This is a genomic window from Pseudomonas sp. M2(2023) (assembly GCF_030263955.1).
GTDB classification, from domain to species: Bacteria; Pseudomonadota; Gammaproteobacteria; order Pseudomonadales; family Pseudomonadaceae; genus Aquipseudomonas; species Aquipseudomonas asiatica.
This window is the reverse complement of record NZ_CP127114.1, coordinates 471,528-493,009: the sequence shown is the minus strand read 5'-3', so window position 1 is coordinate 493,009 and position 21,482 is coordinate 471,528. Positions and strand designations below refer to the sequence as shown.

At 61.8% G+C, this 21,482-nt stretch carries 18 protein-coding genes; 15 read left to right on the top strand and 3 right to left on the bottom strand.

Annotated elements, in window-relative coordinates:
• Nucleotides 1-73: 73 nt before the first annotated feature.
• The 11 genes from QN085_RS02190 to QN085_RS02140 all read left to right on the top strand — a co-directional run bounded on the left by QN085_RS02190 (nucleotide 74) and on the right by QN085_RS02140 (nucleotide 14,095).
• On the top strand, nucleotides 74-2,881 hold the full coding sequence (locus tag QN085_RS02190; RefSeq protein WP_024086163.1) for an LPS-assembly protein LptD: 2,808 nt from the start codon (nucleotides 74-76) through the stop codon (nucleotides 2,879-2,881).
• Nucleotides 2,862-4,181, top strand: coding sequence for a peptidylprolyl isomerase (locus QN085_RS02185; RefSeq protein ID WP_013970593.1), 1,320 nt, complete (start codon nucleotides 2,862-2,864; stop codon nucleotides 4,179-4,181). The genes QN085_RS02190 and QN085_RS02185 overlap by 20 nt, the downstream gene beginning before the upstream one ends.
• Nucleotides 4,178-5,167 carry a 4-hydroxythreonine-4-phosphate dehydrogenase PdxA gene (gene pdxA / locus QN085_RS02180; RefSeq protein WP_041506291.1) on the top strand — a complete coding sequence of 330 codons (990 nt, stop codon included), beginning with the start codon at nucleotides 4,178-4,180 and terminating at the stop codon, nucleotides 5,165-5,167. Before QN085_RS02185 ends, pdxA begins: the two co-directional genes overlap by 4 nt.
• The gene (gene rsmA, locus QN085_RS02175) at nucleotides 5,164-5,964 is read left to right on the top strand and encodes a 16S rRNA (adenine(1518)-N(6)/adenine(1519)-N(6))-dimethyltransferase RsmA (RefSeq protein ID WP_013970591.1); all 801 of its coding nucleotides are present in this window, start codon (nucleotides 5,164-5,166) and stop codon (nucleotides 5,962-5,964) included. Before pdxA ends, rsmA begins: the two co-directional genes overlap by 4 nt.
• 205 nt (nucleotides 5,965-6,169) lie before the next feature.
• Nucleotides 6,170-6,550: a Co2+/Mg2+ efflux facilitator ApaG/CorD gene (gene apaG / locus QN085_RS02170; RefSeq protein WP_013970590.1), complete on the top strand. Its 381-nt coding sequence runs from the start codon at nucleotides 6,170-6,172 to the stop codon at nucleotides 6,548-6,550.
• Nucleotides 6,550-7,416, top strand: a complete 867-nt coding sequence (locus tag QN085_RS02165; protein WP_023661237.1) for a symmetrical bis(5'-nucleosyl)-tetraphosphatase — start codon at nucleotides 6,550-6,552, stop codon at nucleotides 7,414-7,416. Before apaG ends, QN085_RS02165 begins: the two co-directional genes overlap by 1 nt.
• 14 nt (nucleotides 7,417-7,430) lie before the next feature.
• Nucleotides 7,431-7,760 (top strand): thiosulfate sulfurtransferase GlpE, encoded by a 330-nt coding sequence (gene glpE / locus QN085_RS02160; protein ID WP_013970588.1) that lies wholly within the window; start codon nucleotides 7,431-7,433, stop codon nucleotides 7,758-7,760.
• Between the two features lie 283 nt (nucleotides 7,761-8,043).
• A complete protein-coding gene (locus QN085_RS02155; protein ID WP_023661236.1) occupies nucleotides 8,044-9,966 on the top strand; it encodes a PrkA family serine protein kinase in 1,923 nt (640 codons plus the stop codon).
• Between the two features lie 130 nt (nucleotides 9,967-10,096).
• Nucleotides 10,097-11,368 carry a YeaH/YhbH family protein gene (locus QN085_RS02150; protein WP_013970586.1) on the top strand — a complete coding sequence of 424 codons (1,272 nt, stop codon included), beginning with the start codon at nucleotides 10,097-10,099 and terminating at the stop codon, nucleotides 11,366-11,368.
• Nucleotides 11,365-12,933 (top strand): SpoVR family protein, encoded by a 1,569-nt coding sequence (locus QN085_RS02145; protein ID WP_013970585.1) that lies wholly within the window; start codon nucleotides 11,365-11,367, stop codon nucleotides 12,931-12,933. The genes QN085_RS02150 and QN085_RS02145 overlap by 4 nt, the downstream gene beginning before the upstream one ends.
• A gap of 55 nt (nucleotides 12,934-12,988) precedes the next feature.
• Nucleotides 12,989-14,095 carry a multifunctional CCA addition/repair protein gene (locus QN085_RS02140; protein ID WP_023661235.1) on the top strand — a complete coding sequence of 369 codons (1,107 nt, stop codon included), beginning with the start codon at nucleotides 12,989-12,991 and terminating at the stop codon, nucleotides 14,093-14,095.
• 206 nt (nucleotides 14,096-14,301) lie between these two features.
• On the opposite strand, the gene folK is transcribed toward QN085_RS02140, so the two are convergent.
• Both folK and folB read right to left on the bottom strand, forming a co-directional pair.
• Complete coding sequence (gene folK / locus QN085_RS02135) at nucleotides 14,302-14,811, bottom strand: 2-amino-4-hydroxy-6-hydroxymethyldihydropteridine diphosphokinase (RefSeq protein WP_013970583.1); 510 nt, start codon at nucleotides 14,809-14,811, stop codon at nucleotides 14,302-14,304.
• Nucleotides 14,802-15,158, bottom strand: coding sequence for a dihydroneopterin aldolase (gene folB, locus QN085_RS02130; RefSeq protein WP_004375185.1), 357 nt, complete (start codon nucleotides 15,156-15,158; stop codon nucleotides 14,802-14,804). Before folB ends, folK begins: the two co-directional genes overlap by 10 nt.
• 74 nt (nucleotides 15,159-15,232) lie before the next feature.
• Here folB and plsY point away from each other — a divergent pair, with 74 nt between their 5' ends.
• Nucleotides 15,233-15,802: a glycerol-3-phosphate 1-O-acyltransferase PlsY gene (gene plsY, locus QN085_RS02125; protein WP_004375186.1), complete on the top strand. Its 570-nt coding sequence runs from the start codon at nucleotides 15,233-15,235 to the stop codon at nucleotides 15,800-15,802.
• Nucleotides 15,803-15,805: 3 nt separating this feature from the next.
• Here the strand turns inward: plsY and tsaD are convergent, their stop codons facing one another.
• Entirely contained in the window at nucleotides 15,806-16,831 is a 1,026-nt protein-coding gene (gene tsaD / locus QN085_RS02120) for a tRNA (adenosine(37)-N6)-threonylcarbamoyltransferase complex transferase subunit TsaD (RefSeq protein WP_023661234.1), read from the bottom strand.
• 204 nt (nucleotides 16,832-17,035) lie between these two features.
• On the opposite strand from tsaD, the gene rpsU reads away from it, so the two are divergent.
• The 3 genes from rpsU (at nucleotide 17,036) to rpoD (ending at nucleotide 21,455) form a co-directional block, all read left to right on the top strand.
• Complete coding sequence (rpsU, locus tag QN085_RS02115; RefSeq protein WP_003255575.1) at nucleotides 17,036-17,251, top strand: 30S ribosomal protein S21; 216 nt, start codon at nucleotides 17,036-17,038, stop codon at nucleotides 17,249-17,251.
• 303 nt (nucleotides 17,252-17,554) lie between these two features.
• A complete protein-coding gene (dnaG, locus tag QN085_RS02110; RefSeq protein ID WP_013970579.1) occupies nucleotides 17,555-19,537 on the top strand; it encodes a DNA primase in 1,983 nt (660 codons plus the stop codon).
• A gap of 67 nt (nucleotides 19,538-19,604) precedes the next feature.
• Entirely contained in the window at nucleotides 19,605-21,455 is a 1,851-nt protein-coding gene (gene rpoD, locus QN085_RS02105; protein ID WP_013970578.1) for an RNA polymerase sigma factor RpoD, read from the top strand.
• The last annotated feature ends 27 nt before the right edge of the window (nucleotides 21,456-21,482 follow it).

Here is a 21,482-nt window from a genome sequence, read left to right as displayed (position 1 = left end):
CTTTTTCAGACCATCGAGAGGCGTGCGGCCCCACACGCGGGCAGATGGCACGCAGGAAGCCCGGACTAATAAGATGGCATTGAAATCCCCCGCGTTTCGTAGAAAGTTTCCGTTGCTGGTAACCGGCGGTCTGCTGGCCCTGCAACCTCTGGCCACGTCTTACGTGGTGGCAGCCGAACAGTTCGACTGCCAAGTGTCCGCCTCCGGTGGTTGGGACTGCAAGCCCAAGACCCCAGCCAACAACCTGCCGCCGCGCCCGGTGCACGAGGGTGCTGCCGTCAGCACCGGCACCGAAGCCGCGAGCGAAGGCGAAACCGCGGATCGGCCGATGCTGGTCACCGAGGCCAAGGGCCGTGGCCTGAAGTCGCGTAGCGAAGACTACAGCCACCTGGACTGGGTTCCGCGTGAAAAGCTCACTGCCGCACAGCTGGCCGAAACCGGCCCGTACTGCGGTGGCGCCTACATCGAGCCAACCCGCCCTGGCATGGCCGACACCACGCCGAAGGACGAGTCGCCGACCTACATCAACGCCAAGGTATCCAAGTACCAGCAAGAGCAGCAGATCGCTACCCTCGCCGGTGACGTGGTGATGCGCCAGGGCAGCATGCAGGCCGAGGCCGACGAGGCCAACCTCTACCAGACCGAAAACCGTGGCGAGCTCAAGGGCAACGTCAAGATCCGTGACAACGGTTCGCTGGTGGTCGGTGACGAGGCACAGATCCAGCTCGACACGGGCGAAGCCCAGGTCGACAACGCCGAATACGTGATGCACAAGTCGCACATCCGCGGCAGTGCCCTGTACGCCAAGCGTGGCGAGAACGCCATCATTCGTCTCAAGGACGGTACGTACACCACCTGCGAACCGGGCAGCAACGCCTGGCAGTTGAAGGGCAACAACATCACCCTGAACCCGGCCACCGGTTTCGGTACCGCGACCAACGTTACGCTGCGGGTCAAGGATTTCCCGGTGTTCTACACACCGTACATCTACTTCCCGATCGACGACCGTCGCCAGTCCGGCTTCCTGCCGCCATCGTTCAGCAGCACCAGCGATACCGGTTTCATGCTGGTCACGCCGTACTACTTCAACCTGGCGCCGAACTACGATGCCACGTTGTACCCGCGCTACATGACCAAGCGCGGCCTGCTGATGGAAGGCGAGTTCCGCTACCTGACGCCTTCCAGCGAAGGCCAGTTCGGTGGCGCGTACCTCAACGACAAGAACGACGACCGCAAAGACCAGACTGACTACAAAGAGCAGCGCTGGATGGTCAACTGGCAGCACAAGGGCGGGCTGGACGAGCGCCTGATGACCGAGGTGGACTACACCGACATCAGCGACCCGTTCTATTTCCAGGACCTGGAGTCTGATCAGATCGGTGTTGAAAGCAAGGACATCCTGGATCAACAGGGTGCACTGACCTGGCGCGGCGACAGCTACACCGCGCGACTGAACGTGCACGCCTACGAAATGGCGACTATCTCGCAGATCACGCCGTACGATCGCCTGCCGCAAATCACATTCAACGGTACGCTGCCGTTCCATCCTAGCGGCTTGAACTTCGGTTACGAGACGGAAGCAGTACGCTTTGATCGCGATCTGAAAGATGACTTCGTCTTCGACGAAGATGGCAACCCAGACACCAGCGTTGGCGGCGTGCCGGGTAAGCGACTCGACGAAAATATCTTCGGCGTAGCTCGCTCCACGGGCAACCGCTTCAATGTCGCACCGTCGATCAGCCTGCCGATGGAAGCCAGCTATGGCTATATCACGCCAAAGCTGAAGTACATGTACACACATTATGACCTTGATCTGGACAGCAAGGGCAAACAAGACCTGATCGATAACCCGGGCCGGATCGATCTTTACGGTGACTTCAAGAGCAACCAGAACCGTGACGTTCCGATCTTCAGCGTCGACAGTGGCCTGTACTTCGACCGCAACACATCCATGTTCGGCACGAACTACAAGCAGACCCTCGAACCGCGCCTGTTCTATCTCTACGTTCCATACAAGGACCAGGTCGACATTCCGCTGTTTGACTCTGGGGAGACGCTCTTTAGCTACGATTCTCTGTTCCGCGACAACCGCTTCAGCGGCGTCGACCGCATCGGCGACGAGAACAAGCTGTCGCTGGGCGTGACCACCCGCTGGATCGAGGAAAACGGCTTCGAGCGCCAGAACTTCAGTATCGGCCAGGCCTACTACTTCAAAGACCGCAAGGTCCAGTTGCCAGGCATCGACTACCGCGACCGCAAAGACGCGCAATCCGATGTGTCGCCGTACGCTCTGCTGTACAACTACTATTTCAACCGCGACTGGCGCTTCAACTCGGATTTCAACTGGGACCCGGACAGCCGCAGCACCCGCTCGGGCAGCGCGATGTTCCATTACCAGCCTGAAGACAACCCGAACAAGGTGGTCAACCTCGGTTATCGCTACCGTAACGACACCATCGCCTACGACTCCACCACCGGTACCTGGAAAGTGGGCGGCGGCGACTATGGCAACCCGGGGGACCCGAACTACATCAAGGATTACTACAAGATCCAGCAGCATGACTTCTCGGTCATCTGGCCGATCGTTCCGCAGTGGAGCGTCATCGCTCGCTGGCAGCATGACTACAACCGCAACCGCACCCTGGAAGCCATGGGCGGTTTCGAGTACGACAACTGCTGCTGGAAGCTGCGTTTGATCAACCGTTACTGGATCGATTACGACGACTTCAGCCAAGCCCTTCCGACAAACGAAAAGGGCGACCACGGCATCTTCCTTCAGATCGTGCTGAAAGGCCTCGGTGGTGTAGTCGGCAACAAGGTCGAATCTTTCCTCGACCAAGGCATTCAAGGTTATCGTGAACGTGAAGACCAAGCTTATTGATCGACTGCGCCCGGCGTTGCTGGGCGTTGCATTGCTGAGTGGCGCGGTGCATGCCGCGGTGCAACCTCTTGATCGCGTGGTGGCCATCGTCGACAACGACGTAGTGATGCAAAGCCAGCTGGACCAGCGTGTCCGCGAGGTCCAGCAAACCATCGCCAAGCGTGGCGGCGGCATGCCGCCTGCCGGTGCGCTGGATCAGCAGGTGCTGGAACGCCTGATCGTCGAGAACCTGCAGTTGCAGATCGGCGAGCGCTCCGGCATCCGCATCACCGACGAAGAGCTGAACCAGGCCATGGGCACCATTGCCCAGCGCAATGGCATGTCGCTGGACCAGTTCCGCGCCGCCCTGGCTCGTGACGGCATGTCGTTCGACGACGCCCGTGAGCAGGTCAAGCGCGAGATGATCATCAGCCGCGTGCGCCAGCGCCGCGTGGCCGAGCGTATCCAGGTCTCCGAGCAGGAAGTGAAGAACTTCCTCAACTCCGACCTTGGCAAGATGCAGATGTCGGAAGAGTACCGCCTGGCCAACATCCTGATCCCGACCCCGGAAGCGGCCAACTCGGAAGCCATCCAGGCCGCCGCACGCCAGGTTGGCGATGTGTACCAGCAACTCAAGCAGGGCGCGGACTTCGGCCAGATGGCCATTGCCCGCTCCGCCAGCGAAAACGCCCTGGAAGGCGGCGAGATGGGCTGGCGTAAAGCCGGCCAGCTGCCACCAGACTTCGCCAAGATGCTCAGCAGCATGCCGGTTGGCGAAATTACCCAGCCTATCCGCATCCCCAGCGGCTTCATCATCCTCAAGCTCGAGGAGAAGCGCGGTGGCAGCGAGAACGTGCTACGTGACGAAGTGCACGTTCGCCACATCCTGATCAAGCCGAGCGAGATCCGCAGCGAGGCGGCCACCGAGCAACTGGCCGAGCGCCTGTACGATCGCATCAAGAGCGGCGAAGACTTCGGCGAGCTGGCGAAGAGCTTCTCGGAAGACCCGGGTTCGGCGCTCAACGGCGGCGACCTCAACTGGGTTGACCCGAACAGCCTGGTACCGGAATTCCGTGAACAGATGGCCAACGCCCAGCAAGGCGTCGTGACCAAACCGTTCAAGACCCAGTACGGCTGGCATGTCCTGGAAGTGCTGGGCCGTCGCGCCACCGACAGCACCGAGCAGGCTCGTGAGCAACAGGCCATGAACGTACTGCGCAACCGCAAGTACGACGAAGAACTGCAGACCTGGCTGCGCCAGATCCGCGACGAGGCCTACGTTGAAATCAAGCTGCCTGGCGCTGACCAGGCCGCCCAGTGAAGCCCCTGCGCTTCGCCGTCACCCCCGGCGAGCCGGCCGGCATAGGCCCTGACCTGTGCCTGCTGCTCGCCGCAGACGCCCAGCCCCACCCCCTGATCGCCATCACCAGCCGTGACCTGCTCGCCGAGCGGGCCACGCAGCTGGGGCTGGCCGTCAACCTGCTGCCGGTAGCGCCGGGCCCATGGCCCGAGCAGCCGGCGCCAGCGGGTAGCCTGTACGTCTGGGATACCCCCCTGGCGGCCCCGGTAGTGCCGGGCCAGCTCGACAAGGCCAATGCCGCGTTTGTGCTGGAAACCCTGACCCGTGCCGGGCAAGGCTGCCTGGAAGGGCATTTCGCCGGGATGATCACCGCCCCTGTACACAAGGGCGTAATCAACGAAAGCGGTATCGCTTTCTCCGGGCATACCGAATTCCTTGCCGAGCTGACCCACACCGCGCAAGTGGTGATGATGCTGGCTACCCGTGGCCTGCGCGTGGCCCTGGTTACCACGCACCTGCCGCTGCGCGACATTGCCGACGCCATAACTGCCGAGCGCGTCGAGCGTGTAACCCGTATCCTGCATGCCGACATGCGCGACAAGTTCGGCATTGCCAACCCGCGTATCCTGGTGTGCGGCCTCAACCCGCACGCGGGCGAGGGTGGCCATCTGGGCCGCGAAGAAATCGACATCATCGAGCCGACCCTGGCCCGCCTGCGCACCGAAGGCATGGACCTGCGCGGGCCGCTGCCGGCCGATACCCTGTTTACCCCCAAATATCTGGAGCACTGCGATGCGGTGCTGGCGATGTACCACGACCAGGGCCTGCCCGTACTCAAGTACAAAGGCTTCGGCGCTGCGGTCAACGTGACCCTGGGCCTGCCGATAATCCGCACGTCGGTCGACCACGGCACGGCCCTCGACCTGGCCGGCACCGGCAAGGTCGACACCGGCAGCCTGCGCGTCGCGCTGGAAACCGCCTACCAGATGGCCGAGAACCGACCATGAACGAGCAATACCAACACCGGGCGCGCAAGCGCTTCGGCCAGAACTTCCTGCACGACGCCGGCATCATCGACCGCATCCTGCGTGCCATCAACGCCAAGGCCGGCGAACATCTGCTGGAAATCGGCCCAGGCCAGGGCGCCTTGACCGAAGGCCTGCTGGGCAGCGGGGCACAACTGGACGTGGTGGAACTGGACAAGGACCTGGTGCCGATCCTGCAGCACAAGTTCGCCGACCGCAGCAATTTCCGCCTGCACCAGGGCGACGCCTTGAAGTTCGACTTCAACCAGCTAGGCGTGCCACCGCGCAGCCTCAAGGTAGTGGGCAACCTGCCCTACAACATTTCCACCCCACTGATCTTCCACCTGCTCAGCCATGCCGGGTTGATCCGCGACATGCACTTCATGCTGCAGAAGGAAGTGGTCGAGCGCATGGCCGCCGGCCCTGGCGGTGGTGACTGGGGGCGTCTGTCGATCATGGTGCAGTACCACTGCCGGGTCGAGCACCTGTTCAACGTTGGCCCTGGCGCATTCAACCCGCCGCCGAAAGTGGACTCGGCCATCGTCCGCCTGGTGCCGCACGAAGTGCTGCCGTACCCGGCCAAGGATGCAAAGCTGCTGGAGCAAGTGGTACGCGAAGCCTTCAACCAGCGTCGCAAGACCCTGCGCAACACCATGAAAGGCCTGCTCGATAGCGCGGCCATCGAAGCTGCCGGCGTGGATGGCAGCCTGCGCCCTGAACAGCTGGATCTGGCCGCCTTCGTGCGCCTGGCTGACCAGTTGGCCGATCAGCAAGCCTGATATCGCGTGTACCGTCCTCTTCGCGGGTAAACCCGCTCCCACAGGTACTGCAGCCCTCAAAATCTGCGTAGCACCTTGTAGGAGCGGGTTTACCCGCGAAAGGGCCGGGACAGACCACACAAATCCCCAAGCCCCTCACCGCTGGCCCTTCCCCCTCTCAATGGCCTAGACTGCATTATTGCGTCAGTTTGCCCAAGGCCCTTGCATGTCCGACCCTCGCTATAAAATCGACGTCAGCGTCGTGACCCGCTACCTCAAAGAACAATCCGACCCCGAAAACAGTCGTTTCGCTTTCGCCTACACCATCACCGTGCAGAACAATGGCTCGCTGAAGGCCAAGCTGCTGTCGCGCCACTGGCTGATCACCAACGGTGACGGCGAGGTCGAGGAAGTGCGTGGCGCCGGCGTGGTCGGCCAGCAGCCCAACATCGACCCGGGCCAGAGCCACACCTACAGCAGCGGCGCGGTCATCAGCACCCGCGTGGGCACCATGCAGGGCAGCTATCAGATGTTCGCCGAAGACGGCAAACGCTTCGATGCCGAGATCGCCCCCTTCCGCCTGGCGGTGCCCGGGGCACTGCACTGATGGCTACCTACGCCGTCGGTGACCTGCAGGGCTGCCTGCAGCCACTCAAATGCCTGCTCGGACGGGTCAACTTCAACCCCGCCGTCGACCACCTGTGGCTGGTCGGCGACCTGGTCAACCGCGGCCCCGAGTCACTGGAAACCCTGCGCTTCCTTTATTCGATCCGCCAGTCGCTGGTGTGCGTGCTGGGCAACCATGACCTGCACCTGCTGGCCGCCTGGCATAACGTCGAACGCCTGAAAAAAAGCGACACCCTGCGCGAGATCATCGAAGCGCCTGACGCCGACCAGCTGTTCGACTGGCTGCGCCGGCAAAAGCTGCTGCATTACGACGAACCCCGCGGCATTGCCCTGGTTCACGCCGGCATTCCACCGCAATGGACCTTGGGCAAAGCCCTGGAGTTGGCTGCCGAGGTCGAGGAAGTGCTGCGCGACGACGAGCGCCTGAAACTGTACCTTGACGGCATGTACGGCAACGAGCCGAACAAGTGGAGCAAAAGCCTCACCGGCATCGAACGCCTGCGGGTCATCACCAACTGCCTCACGCGCATGCGCTTCTGCACCGCCGAGGGCAAGCTCGACCTCAAGAGCAAGGAAGGCCTGGATACCGCCCCCAAAGGCTACAAGCCCTGGTACGCACACAAAGGCCGCCGCTCGCGCCACGTGAAGATTATTTTCGGCCACTGGGCCGCCCTTCAGGGGCAGGTCAACGAGCCCGGCATCATCGCCCTGGACACCGGTTGCGTGTGGGGCGGTGCCATGACCCTGTACAACGTCGACAGCGGCGAATATCACCGCTGTGACTGCAGCGACGACGGCAACTTACGCCTCCCCGCCCAAACGCCTACACTGAACGATCAATCCTGAAGGAAGCCGTACCCATGAGCGAATTCAAGCGCATCCCTCCCGAACAGGCCCTGGCCCTTCGCGCGCAAGGTGCGGTAGTCGTCGACATTCGCGACCCGCAGGCCTATGCCGCCGGCCACATCACTGGCGCCAAGCATCTGGATAACCATTCTGTCGCCGAGTTCATCCGCAATGCCGACCTCGACGCCCCAACCCTGGTGGTGTGCTACCACGGCAATTCCAGCCAGAGTGCTGCGGCCTATCTGGTGAACCAGGGTTTCTCGGACGTATACAGCGTCGACGGCGGCTTTGAGCTGTGGCGCGCCACCTACCCGGCCGAAACCGCCCAGGGCGCTGCCGAATAATTTTTTCATTTTTACTGCAGCCCGCGCCCCATGCGGGCTTGCGGCTTATCTGACGAACGGTCGTTCGCAACTTCTCCGCCCCTCGCCCTTGACCTTGCGGATAACCAACTATTCTTAAGCGCAGGCCATCCAGAAAAAGGGGAGAGCCGGTACACCGGCGTGCGGGTCATCGGTAGCGTTACAGGGTGTTCTGGGGGGTATACAGCAATCGGCAGCCCCGGTTGCATGCCAGCATCAGCTGACTGATCCGGCGTCGTCTCCACGTATCGAGCGAGGTGACGTCATGAGTATTTTTAGCCACTTCCAACAACGTTTCGAGTCTACGCGCCAGGAAGAACTCTCGCTGCAGGAGTACCTCGAGCTGTGCAAAGAGGATCGCAGTGCCTACGCATCGGCGGCCGAACGGCTGTTGCTGGCCATCGGTGAGCCGGAGCTGATCGACACCTCAACCAACTCCAGACTGTCGCGAATCTTCTCCAACAAGGTTATCCGCCGCTATCCGGCCTTTGCCGACTTCCATGGCATGGAAGAGTGCATCGACCAGATCGTGTCCTACTTCCGCCACGCCGCCCAAGGCCTGGAGGAAAAGAAACAGATCCTCTATCTGCTGGGCCCGGTGGGCGGCGGTAAGTCGTCGCTGGCCGAAAAACTCAAGCAGCTGATGGAAAAGGTACCGTTCTACGCCATCAAGGGCTCGCCGGTATTCGAGTCGCCATTGGGCCTGTTCAATGCCACCGAAGACGGGGCCATTCTCGAGGAAGAGTACGGCATCTCGCGGCGCTACCTGAACACCATCATGTCGCCTTGGGCCACCAAGCGCCTGCAGGAGTTCGGCGGCGACATCAGCAAGTTCAAGGTGGTGAAGCTGTACCCGTCGATCCTCAACCAGATCGCCATCGCCAAGACCGAACCTGGCGACGAGAACAACCAGGACATCTCGGCCCTGGTCGGCAAGGTCGATATCCGCAAGCTCGAGGAATTCCCGCAGAACGACGCCGACGCATATTCCTATTCGGGCGCGCTGTGCCGGGCCAACCAGGGCCTGATGGAATTCGTCGAGATGTTCAAGGCCCCGATCAAGGTCCTGCACCCGTTGCTTACCGCCACCCAGGAAGGCAACTACAACAGTACCGAAGGCCTCGGCGCCATCCCCTACTCCGGGATTCTGCTGGCTCACTCCAACGAATCGGAGTGGCACACCTTCCGTAACAACAAGAACAACGAGGCGTTCATCGACCGGATCTACATCGTCAAAGTGCCGTACTGCCTGCGCGTCAGCGACGAAATCAAGATCTACGACAAGCTGCTGATCAACAGCTCGCTGGCCAAGGCGCACTGCGCGCCAGACACGCTGAAAATGCTCGCCCAGTTCACCGTGCTGTCGCGCCTGAAAGAGCCGGAAAACTCCAACATCTACTCGAAGATGCGGGTGTACGACGGGGAGAACCTCAAGGACACCGATCCGAAGGCCAAGTCGATCCAGGAGTACCGCGATGCGGCAGGCGTCGACGAAGGCATGAACGGCCTATCGACCCGCTTCGCATTCAAGATCCTGTCCAAGGTGTTCAACTTCGATCCGCATGAAGTGGCCGCCAACCCGGTGCACCTGCTTTATGTGCTGGAGCAGCAGATCGAGCAGGAACAATTCCCGGCCGAAGTGCGCGAACGCTACCTGCGCTACCTGAAGGAATACCTGGCCCCGCGCTACATCGAGTTCATCGGCAAGGAGATCCAGACCGCCTACCTGGAGTCCTACAGCGAATACGGCCAGAACATCTTCGACCGCTACGTTCTGTACGCAGACTTCTGGATCCAGGACCAGGAATACCGCGACCCGGAAACCGGCGAAATCCTCAACCGTATCGCCCTCAACGAAGAACTGGAGAAGATCGAGAAGCCGGCCGGCATCAGCAACCCGAAAGATTTCCGCAACGAAATCGTCAACTTCGTGCTGCGCGCCCGCGCCAACAACAACGGCAAGAATCCGAGCTGGCTGAGCTACGAAAAGCTGAGGGTGGTGATCGAGAAGAAAATGTTCTCCAACACCGAAGACCTGCTGCCGGTCATCAGCTTCAACGCCAAGGCAAGCAAGGAGGACCAACAGAAACACAACGACTTCGTCACGCGTATGGTGGAGCGTGGCTACACCGACAAACAGGTTCGTCTGCTGTCGGAATGGTACCTGCGGGTCAGGAAATCGCAATAAAGCGACAAGCTACCCACCGCGCGCCCAGGGCTGCCATGCCAGCCCTGGGCGGCGGCAGCTGCTTTGCTGCCTTTATGTGCAGCAGCTCGTAGCTTGAAGCGTGCAGCTGTTCCCAGCTACCGGAGGGACCATGAGCTACGTTATAGATCGACGCCTGAACGGCAAGAACAAGAGCACGGTGAACCGCCAGCGCTTCCTGCGGCGGTACCGCGAACACATCAAGAAAGCCGTCGAAGAGGCGGTGAGCCGCCGTTCCATCATGGACATGGAACATGGCGAGCAGATCAGCATTCCGGGGCGCGACATCGACGAACCGGTGCTGCACCATGGTCGCGGGGGCAAGCAGACCATCGTGCATCCAGGCAACAAGGAATTCACTGCCGGTGAACACATCCCAAGGCCACAAGGCGGCGGCGGTGGCAGCGGCCGCGGCAAGGCCGGCAACTCCGGCGAGGGCATGGACGACTTCGTCTTCCAGATCACCCAGGAAGAATTCCTCGAGTTCATGTTCGAGGACCTCGAGCTACCCAACCTGGTCAAACGTCACCTGACCGGGGCCGACACTTTCAAGACCGTGCGCGCCGGTATCGCCAACGAAGGCAACCCGTCACGCATCAACATCGTGCGCACACTGCGTTCGGCCCATGCCCGGCGTATCGCCCTGACCGGCAGCAGCCGCGCATTACTGCGCGAAGCGCAAAAGGAACTCGCCCGCCTGAAGGTCGAGGAACCGGACAACTTCACCGATATCCAGGAAGTCGAGCACGAGATCGAACGCCTGAAGGCACGCATCAACCGCCTGCCCTTCCTCGACACCTTCGACCTCAAGTACAACCTGCTGGTCAAGCAACCCAACCCCAGCTCCAAGGCTGTGATGTTCTGCCTGATGGACGTGTCCGGCTCGATGACCCAGGCCACCAAGGACATCGCCAAGCGCTTCTTCATCTTGCTGTACCTGTTCCTCAAGCGTAACTACGACCGCATCGAAGTGGTGTTCATCCGCCACCACACCAGCGCACGTGAAGTCGACGAGGAAGAATTCTTCTATTCGCGGGAAACCGGCGGCACCATCGTTTCCAGCGCGCTGAAGCTGATGCAGGAGGTCATGGCCGAACGCTACCCGGCCAGCGACTGGAACATCTACGCCGCCCAGGCCTCCGACGGCGACAACTGGAACGACGACTCGCCGATCTGCCGTGACATCCTGGCCAAGCAGATCATGCCGCATGTGCAGTACTACACTTACGTTGAAATCACCCCGCGTGAACACCAGGCGCTGTGGTACGAATACGAGCGCATCGGCGAAGCCTTCCCCGACACGTTCGCCCAGCAGCAGTTGGTATCGGCCGGCGATATCTACCCGGTCTTCCGTGAACTCTTCCAGCGCAGGTTAGCCACATGACCGCCAGAGCACAGAGACGCCAACCTATTTCCACCGGGTCCGAGTGGACGTTCGAACTGATCCAGACCTACGACCGGGAAATCAGCCGCCTGGCCGAGCGTTACGCCCTGGACACCTACCCCAACCAGATCGAGGTCATTACCGCCGAGCAGATGATGGACGCCTACGCCTCGGTCGGCATGCCGCTGGGTTATCACCACTGGTCCTACGGCAAGCAGTTCCTCAGCACGGAGAAGTCCTACAGCCGTGGCCAGATGGGCCTGGCCTACGAGATCGTGATCAACTCCGACCCGTGCATCGCCTACCTGATGGAAGAAAACACCATGTGCATGCAGGCACTGGTGATTGCCCATGCCTGCTACGGCCATAACAGTTTCTTCAAGGGCAACTACCTGTTCCGCACCTGGACCGACGCTAGCTCGATCATCGACTACCTGGTGTTCGCCAAGCAGTACATCGCCCAGTGCGAAGAGCGCCATGGCATCGATGCCGTGGAAGACCTGATCGACTCTTGCCACGCCCTGATGAACTACGGCGTCGACCGCTACAAGCGGCCTTATCCGATTTCCGCCGAAGAGGAGCGGCGGCGGCAGAAGGAACGCGAGGAGCACCTGCAGCGGCAGATCAATGACCTTTGGCGGACCATTCCGAAGAGCGCCGACAAGGGTAACGAGCGCGATGATGCGCGCTTCCCCGCCGAACCGCAGGAAAACATCCTGTATTTCATCGAGAAGAACGCCCCGCTGCTGGAGCCCTGGCAACGTGAAGTGGTGCGCATCGTGCGCAAGATCGCCCAGTATTTCTACCCGCAGCGCCAAACCCAGGTGATGAACGAAGGCTGGGCGACATTCTGGCACTACACGCTGATGAACGACCTGTACGACGAGGGGCTGATCACCGAAGGCTTCATGATGGAGTTCCTGCAGTCGCACACCAGCGTGGTATTCCAGCCCGGCTTCGACAGCCCCTACTACAACGGCATCAACCCCTACGCACTGGGCTTTGCGATGTACACCGACATCCGCCGCATGTGCGAAAACCCGACCGAAGAAGATCGGCGCTGGTTCCCCGACATTGCCGGCAGCGACTGGCTTTCTACCATCAAGTTCGCCATGAGCAGCTTCAAGGACGAGAGCTTCATCCTGCAGTACCTGTCGCCGAAGGTCATTCGAGATCTGAAGCTGTTCAGCATCCTCGATGACGACCAGCGCGACGACCTGTATGTACCTGCCATCCACGACGAGGCCGGCTACCGGACCATTCGCGAACTATTGGCGGCGCAGTACAACCTGGGTAACCGCGAACCGAACGTGCAGATCTGGAGCGTTGACCGCCGCGGCGACCGCTCGCTGACCTTGCGTCACCAGCAACACAACCGCAAACCGCTGGGCGATTCTACCGATGAAGTGCTCAAGCACCTGCACCGCCTGTGGGGCTTCGACATCCACCTGGAGACCGTCCAGGGCGAGCAGGTGATGAAAACCCACCACATGCCACCACGCGGCGAGCACGGCGAAAGCGCCGACTATGGCCGCATGGATCTGGCTGTCATTCACCACCTCTAGTGCAACTTCAAGGCTGCCGACGGGTTATCCTGTCGGCAGTTATGGAGAGCTGCACATGCACATCTACAAAGTCGGCGGCGCCGTGCGCGACCGCCTGCTCGGCCGCCCTGTCAGCGATATCGACTGGCTGGTGGTCGGCGCCACGGTCGAGGAAATGCACGCCAAGGGCTTTCGACCGGTTGGCGCTGATTTCCCGGTGTTCCTGCACCCGAAAACCGGCGAGGAATACGCCCTGGCGCGCACCGAGCGCAAGAGCGGGCGGGGCTACGGCGGCTTCACTTTCCACGCCAGCCCCGATGTGACCCTGGAAGAAGACCTGATCCGTCGTGACCTGACCATCAATGCAATGGCCGAGGACGAGACGGGTACGGTATACGATCCCTATCATGGCCAGGACGATATCGACCAGCGCCTTTTACGCCATGTTTCCCCGGCATTCGCCGAAGATCCATTGCGTGTGCTGCGAGTTGCGCGCTTTGCTGCCCGTTATGCACCGCTGGGTTTCCGGGTTGCCGATGAGACGCTTGAGCTGATGCGTCAGATCAGTGCCTCTGGCGAATTGCAGGCGCTGACCGCCGAGCGCAGCTGGAAGGAAATCGAGCGGGCGCTGATGGAGGCGCAGCCGCAGGTGTTCTTCCAGGTGCTGCATGCTTGTGGGGCCCTGCAGGAGCTGCTGCCAGAGCTTGGTGACGCCCCCCAGGCCCTGGCGGCGCTGGAACAGGCGGCAATGCATGAAAAGCCCCTGCATGTACGCTGGGCCTGCCTGCTGCAGTCGCTGGCATCAGCCGCGATCAAAGCCATCAACCAGCGCCTGAAGGCGCCGCGGGAGTGCCAGGAGCTGGCGCTGCTGACGGGTGAGTGCCTGAAGCTGGGCAACCAGGCGCAGGAGCTGCCTGCCACGACACTGCTGGAGCTGTTGCAGAAGTTCGATGTGTACCGGCGGCCACAGCGGTTCGAAGACTTCCTGATCGCTTGCGAGATGACAGCGCTGGGCGAGGGCAAAGCGGGTTATCCACAGGCCGACTACCTGCGAGAGGCAGCGGCGGCGGCGCGGGCAGTGGATGTCAAGCCGTTGGTGCAGGCAGGGCTGACTGGCCAGGCCTTGGGTGAAGCGCTCAAAAGTGAGCGGCTGAAAGCCCTCGAAGCTTACAAGCTCGGTTGAACATACCGGCCCCTTCGCGGCTAAAGCCGCTCCCACAGGGACTGCGTGAGCCTGAGCGAGCATGGCCGCGAAGAACTCAACTCAGTGGATGGCACCGGCTACGCCGGTGTTCGCGGGCTCGCCCGCTCCCACAGGAACCGCGCATTTTCTGAGCCTCGCACCAAACCTGTGGGAGCGGCTTTAGCCGCGAAAGGGCCGGTACAGGCTTACGCGGGAGTCAGCTGCAACCCACGCCACTCAAAGGCAACCGGCGCCAGCACCTGATCAATCCGCGCCTCCTGCCACAACTGCGCCATTGTCTTGCCTACCCCCGGATGCACAAGCTCCGGCGCCAGCAGCGACAGTGGCCACAGCACAAAGGCGTTCTTCAGGATCTCGGCCCGAGGCAACACCAGCCCATCGAACGTGCCGTGCAAGTCGTCATACATCAGCACGTCGATATCCAGCGGCAGCCCCTTGCGGTCCGGGGCATAGCGGCCATTGTCGGCCTCGATGAACTTCAACCGGCGGTCCAGTTCGATCAACGGCAACGCAGTCTGCCCAGTCACCACGAAGTTGATGAACGGACCGCTCTTGATCCCCACCGCCTGGCTTTCGAACGCCGGCGAGCAGCGCATGTCGGTCAGGATGCCTGCCAATGCATCGAGCCCGGCGCACAAATGCACCTCGCGATCAATGTTGCTGCCAAGGCCCAGGTAAACCGTGCTCAGAGACATCCGCGCTCGATCTCCACGCCAACACCGCCACGGGCCGCCGGTACCGCACCCGGCTTGGTCAGCTTCAACCGCACCCACGGGATGTGGAATTCTTCCATCAGCGTCGCCACCAGGCGCTCGGCGAAAGTTTCAACCAACTCGAAACGCGCCTGTTCGGCAAACGCCTGGATACGGGCCGACACACTGGCATAATCCAGCGCCAGGTTCAGGTCGTCACCCGCCGCAGCCGGGCGGTTATCCCAGGCAAAGCTCAGGTCCAGGCGCAAGCACTGGCGAATATCCCGCTCCCAGTCATAGGCACCGATGACGGTATCGACTTCCAGGCCTTCGATGAACACTCTGTCCAAGCACTTCTCTCCACAGCACGACAAGGGCGACTGGCGCCGTTAGAATCAAGGCGTCCTCGCCCGGAATAGTTAGCATGTTTTGGTTACTGGCGTTGCTCGCCTACCTGCTCGGCTCGCTGTCCTTCGCCATCGTCCTCAGCCGCCTTACGGGCAGCCCGGACCCGCGTTCCAGCGGTTCAGGCAATGCCGGCGCCACCAATATGCTACGCCTGGCAGGCCGCAAACTGGCGATCCTGACCCTGCTTGGCGACCTGTGCAAGGGCCTGTTGCCGGTATTGCTCGCCCGCGGTGCCGGCCTGGACCTGCAAGCGCAGGCCTGGATTGGCGTTTGCGCAGTGCTGGGCCACCTGTTCCCGCTGTACTTCCGCTTCCAGGGCGGCAAGGGCGTGGCAACCGCCGCCGGCATGCTCATGGCCCTGTACTTCCCGGCCGCGCTGCTGGCCATTGGCGCCTGGCTGCTGACCTTCTACCTCACCCGCACCAGCTCGCTGGCGGCGCTGATCGCCACACCGCTGACCTTGCCGTTGCTGGCCTGGCGCGAGCCAGAGGCCCTGCTACCGATCACTGTGCTGACGGCGATGATCGTATGGCGCCACCGCAGCAACCTTCGCGACCTGTTCGCAGGCCGCGAACGGCACTTCTAACGCTTAAACCGGCGGCAACTGCTCCATCGGCCAGCGTGCCTGCACGCTGATTGCCAGGTCCTGCTTTTGCCCGGCCAACAACCGCTGGCAGCCGGCATAGGCGATCATCGCGCCGTTGTCGGTGCAGAACTGCGGGCGCGCGTAGTACACGTTGCCCTTGATGCTGCCGAGCATGTCCTCGAGGGACGCACGCAAGGCCTTGTTGGCGCTGACGCCACCAGCAATGACCAGGCGCTTGAGGCCTGCCTGCTTCAACGCCCGCTTGCACTTGATGGTCAAAGTCTCCACCACCGCCTGCTGGAATGCCAGGGACAGGTCGCAACGGGTTTGCTCACTGTCGTCACCGGCATCGCGGCACTGCTGCCAGGTGTTCAGGGCAAAGGTTTTCAGGCCGCTGAAGCTGAACTCCAGGCCCGGGCGGTCGGTCATCGGCCGCGGGAACACGAAGCGGCCAGGCACGCCGCGCTCGGCCAGGCGGGCGATTTCCGGGCCACCGGGGTAGTTCAGGCCGATCAGCTTGGCGGTCTTGTCGAACGCTTCGCCGGCGGCGTCGTCCAGGCTCTCGCCCAGCAGCTCGTACTGGCCGATGCCATCGACCCGCACCAGCTGGGTGTGACCACCGGAAACCAACAAAGCGACGAACGGAAACTCCGGTGGGTTTTCCTCCAGCATGGGTGCCAGCAGGTGGCCTTCCATGTGGTGTACGCCAATCGCCGGGATGTCCCAGGCAAAGGCCAGCGCCTGGGCACAGGAGGCCCCCACCAGCAGGGCACCGACCAGGCCAGGGCCCGCGGTGTAGGCGATGGCGTCGATCTCGGTGGCGACGCAGCCGGCCTCATCCAGCACCTGGCGGATGAGTGGCAGCATGCGCTTGACGTGGTCGCGCGAGGCAAGCTCAGGCACCACACCGCCGAACACGCGGTGCAGGTCGATCTGGCTGAACAGCGCGTCGGCCAACAAACCGCGTTCGCTGTCGTATAATGCGACGCCAGTTTCGTCGCAGGATGTTTCCAATCCCAGTACTAGCATGGGTTCGTCCCTTGTAGGGGCTGAATTCGAAGCCGCGCATGATAGTCCCCGTGTCGGATGCCGACCAGCGGTTTTCGATCAGAGGCTTTGCATTCCGGCTTGCTAAGGGTTAACATCCGCAACCCTTGAAAACCGACGTTCTCCAGCACACCTTTGTTTTGCCAGGAGCACGTCTACCCCGGTAATGAATTAAGGTAGCCCTGGATGCCAGCCGTCAAAGTTAAAGAGAACGAACCCTTCGACGTAGCTCTGCGTCGTTTCAAGCGCTCCTGCGAAAAAGCCGGTGTACTGGCTGAAGTTCGTAGCCGCGAGTTTTACGAGAAGCCGACCGCCGAGCGTAAGCGCAAAGCAGCTGCTGCTGTTAAGCGTCACGCCAAGAAAGTTCAGCGCGAACAGCGCCGCGCCGTTCGTCTGTACTAATACAGACGTTCTACGCAAAGCTTCTGCCCTGCCCGGCTAACCGCCGGGCGATGGCAGTGGTCGCTTCAAACTTGAGCAGCTAGCTCAAGGCCCTGCACAAGCTTCATGCGAACTGCACATGGGCAACCTGCCTGAAACGTCAGAGCTGGTCCTCCTTGTTGTATGACCAGACGTGCACGTCCGACTGACGAGCCCTCAGGGGCTGGCGACGAGCACACATTCCCTCGCACTTTCCCAAGCGGCACTCGCCCCATTCGGCGCGTGAGCGATTAGACTTGCCAGCTGCCAGATGACGAGACTGCCATGGCCGGGCTGATTCCCCAGAGTTTCATTGACGACCTTATCAACCGCCTCGACATCGTCGACGTGGTGAGTTCGCGCGTCCAGCTGAAAAAAACCGGCAAGAACTATTCCGCCTGCTGCCCGTTCCACAAGGAAAAAACCCCTTCCTTCACGGTCAGCCCCGACAAGCAGTTCTACTACTGCTTCGGCTGCGGCGCCGGCGGCAACGCCCTGGGCTTCGTAATGGACCACGACAACCTGGACTTCCCCCAGGCGGTCGAGGAGCTGGCCCGCGCCGCCGGCATGGAAGTACCCCGCGAGCAAGGTCGCCGCGACCACAAGCCGCGCCAGCCAACCGATTCGCCGCTGTACCCGCTGCTGGACGCCGCCTCGGAGTTCTACCGCCAGGCCCTGCGCAGCCACCCGACCCGCAAGGCAGCGGTGGATTACCTCAAGGGCCGCGGCCTGTCCGGGGAAATCGCCCGTGACTTCGGCCTGGGCTTCGCCCCGCCAGGCTGGGATAACCTGCTCAAGCACCTGGGTGCCGACACCCTGCAGCAGAAGGTGATGATCGATGCCGGCCTGTTGATCGAAAACGCCGAAAGCGGCAAGCGCTACGACCGTTTCCGCGACCGGGTGATGTTCCCGATCCGCGACAGCCGCGGACGCATCATCGCCTTTGGTGGCCGAGTGCTCGGCGACGACAAGCCCAAGTATCTGAACTCCCCGGAAACCCCGGTGTTCCACAAGGGCCAGGAACTCTACGGCCTGTACGAGGCACGCAAGCACAACCGCAACCTCGACGAAATCATCGTCGTCGAGGGCTACATGGACGTCATTGCCCTGGCCCAGCAGGGCCTGCGCAACGCCGTGGCCACCCTCGGCACCGCCACCAGCGAAGAGCACCTCAAGCGCCTGTTCCGCGTGGTACCCAGCGTGCTGTTCTGCTTCGACGGTGACCAGGCCGGGCGCAAGGCCGCCTGGCGCGCCCTGGAGTCGACCCTGTCGAACCTGCAGGACGGCCGCCGCGCGCGCTTCCTGTTCCTGCCCGAAGGCGAAGACCCGGACAGCCTGGTGCGCGCCGAAGGCACCGACGCCTTCATGGCCCGCATCAACCAGCACGCCCAGCCGCTGGCCGATTACTTCTTCGAGCAGCTAAGCGTCGAAGCCGACCCGCGCTCGCTGGAAGGCAAGGCGCACATGGCGACCCTTGCCGCACCGCTGATCGAAAAGATCCCCGGCGCCAACCTGCGCCAGCTGATGCGCAACCGCCTTAAGGAAATCACCGGCCTCGACCCGCAGCAGGTCGAGCAACTGGCGCAACACGCCCCGGCCACCAGCAGCGTGCCGGACTACGACCCTGGCTACGACTATGACGCCATGGCCAGCTATACCCCCGATTACGGCGACATGCCGCAGCACGACTTCGCCCCCGTTCATCAGGAACAGGAGTGGAAGCCGAACAAGGGCGCTGGCAAGAAGCAGTGGGGCGACAAACCCTGGGACAAGAACCGCAAGGGTGGCAAGCCATGGCAGCAGCGTGACGAAGCACCACCACGCGTACCGGCCCCGGTCGAGCCGCCCACCCTGGCCGCCCTGCGCACCTTGCTGCACCACCCTCTGCTGGCCGGCAAGGTGGAAGATGCCAGCCACTTCGCCGATGAAGAACACTTGTACAGCCAGCTGCTGGTGGCACTGATCGAAGCCGCGCAGAAAAATCCTGGGCTAAGCTCTATGCAGTTGATCGCACGCTGGCACGGCACCGAACAGGGGCGCCTGCTGCGGGCCTTGGCGGAAAAGGAATGGCTGATCGTGGCCGACAACCTTGAACAACAGTTTTTCGACACTATAACTAGCTTGTCCGCCCGCCAACGCGAGCGCAGCCTGGAACAACTGCTCAGGAAATCACGTCAAAGCGAATTGACCAGCGAGGAAAAAACCCAGCTCCTCGCCCTGCTGAGCCGGAATGTTCCCGCACAAACGCCGACCTCATCTGGCGCGTGAGGCCCATGCTCGGGTATAATCCTCGGCTTGTTTTTTGCCCGCCAAGACCTTCAGTGGATAGGGTGTTATGTCCGGAAAAGCGCAACAGCAGTCTCGTATCAAAGAGTTGATCACCCGCGGTCGTGAGCAGGGCTACCTGACTTACGCGGAGGTCAACGACCACCTGCCTGAGGATATTTCAGATCCGGAACAGGTGGAAGACATCATCCGCATGATCAACGACATGGGGATCAACGTATTCGAGAGTGCTCCGGATGCGGATGCCCTTCTGTTGGCGGAAGCCGACACCGACGAAGCCGCGGCCGAAGAAGCCGCTGCTGCGTTGGCGGCAGTTGAAACCGATATCGGCCGCACGACCGACCCGGTGCGCATGTACATGCGCGAAATGGGCACCGTCGAGCTGCTGACCCGCGAAGGCGAGATCGAAATCGCCAAGCGTATCGAGGAAGGCATCCGTGAAGTCATGGGCGCCATCGCTCACTTCCCGGGCACTGTCGACTACATTCTCAGCGAATATGACCGTGTCACCAGCGAAGGCGGCCGTCTGTCGGACGTTCTCAGCGGTTACATCGATCCTGACGACAATATCGCCGCGCCGACCGAAGAAGTGCCGATCCCGGGCACCAAGGCCGCCGCTGCGAAGGAAGAGTCCGACGACGACGAGGACGAATCCGAAAGCGGTGACGACGAGGAAGAGGCCGAGAGCGGCCCGGACCCGGAAGTCGCCCGTCAGCGTTTCGGCGCGGTCAACGACCAGCTTCAGGCCACCAACAAGGTTCTGAAGAAGAATGGTCGCACCCACCAGGAAAGCATCGACGCCCTGCAGGCCCTGGCCGATTTGTTCATGCCGATCAAGCTGGTACCGAAGCAGTTCGAGGTACTGGTAGAGCGTGTTCGTGACGCCCTGAACCGCCTGCGCCAGCAGGAACGCGCCATCATGCAGCTGTGCGTGCGTGATGCCCGCATGCCGCGTGCCGACTTCCTGCGCATGTTCCCGAGCAACGAAACCGACCAGACCTGGAGCGGTGACCTGGCCAAGCGCAACACCAAATGGGCTGCCGCCCTGGGTGAAAAGGACGCTGCCATCGTCGCTTGCCAGCAGAAGCTGATCGACCTTGAGACCGAAACCGGCCTGACCGTTGCCGAGATCAAGGAAATCAACCGTCGCATGTCGATCGGTGAAGCCAAGGCCCGCCGCGCCAAGAAAGAAATGGTCGAGGCGAACCTGCGTCTGGTGATCTCCATCGCCAAGAAGTACACCAACCGTGGCTTGCAATTCCTCGACCTGATCCAGGAAGGCAACATCGGCTTGATGAAAGCGGTGGACAAGTTCGAATACCGTCGCGGCTACAAGTTCTCGACCTATGCCACCTGGTGGATCCGCCAGGCGATCACCCGTTCGATCGCCGACCAGGCGCGCACCATCCGTATTCCGGTGCACATGATCGAGACGATCAACAAGCTCAACCGTATTTCCCGCCAGATGCTGCAGGAAATGGGTCGCGAACCGACCCCGGAAGAGCTGGGCGAGCGCATGGAAATGCCTGAGGACAAGATCCGTAAGGTACTGAAGATCGCCAAAGAGCCGATCTCCATGGAAACCCCGATCGGTGACGACGAAGATTCGCACCTGGGCGACTTCATCGAGGACTCGACCATGCAGTCCCCGATTGACGTGGCCACGGTCGAAAGCCTCAAGGAAGCCACTCGTGACGTGCTCTCGGGCCTGACCGCACGCGAAGCCAAGGTGCTGCGTATGCGCTTCGGTATCGACATGAACACCGACCACACCCTCGAAGAGGTGGGCAAGCAGTTCGACGTGACCCGCGAGCGGATCCGTCAGATCGAAGCGAAGGCGTTGCGCAAACTGCGCCACCCGACTCGCAGCGAGCATCTGCGCTCCTTCCTCGACGAGTGATGACAAAACCCCGGCCTAGGCCGGGGT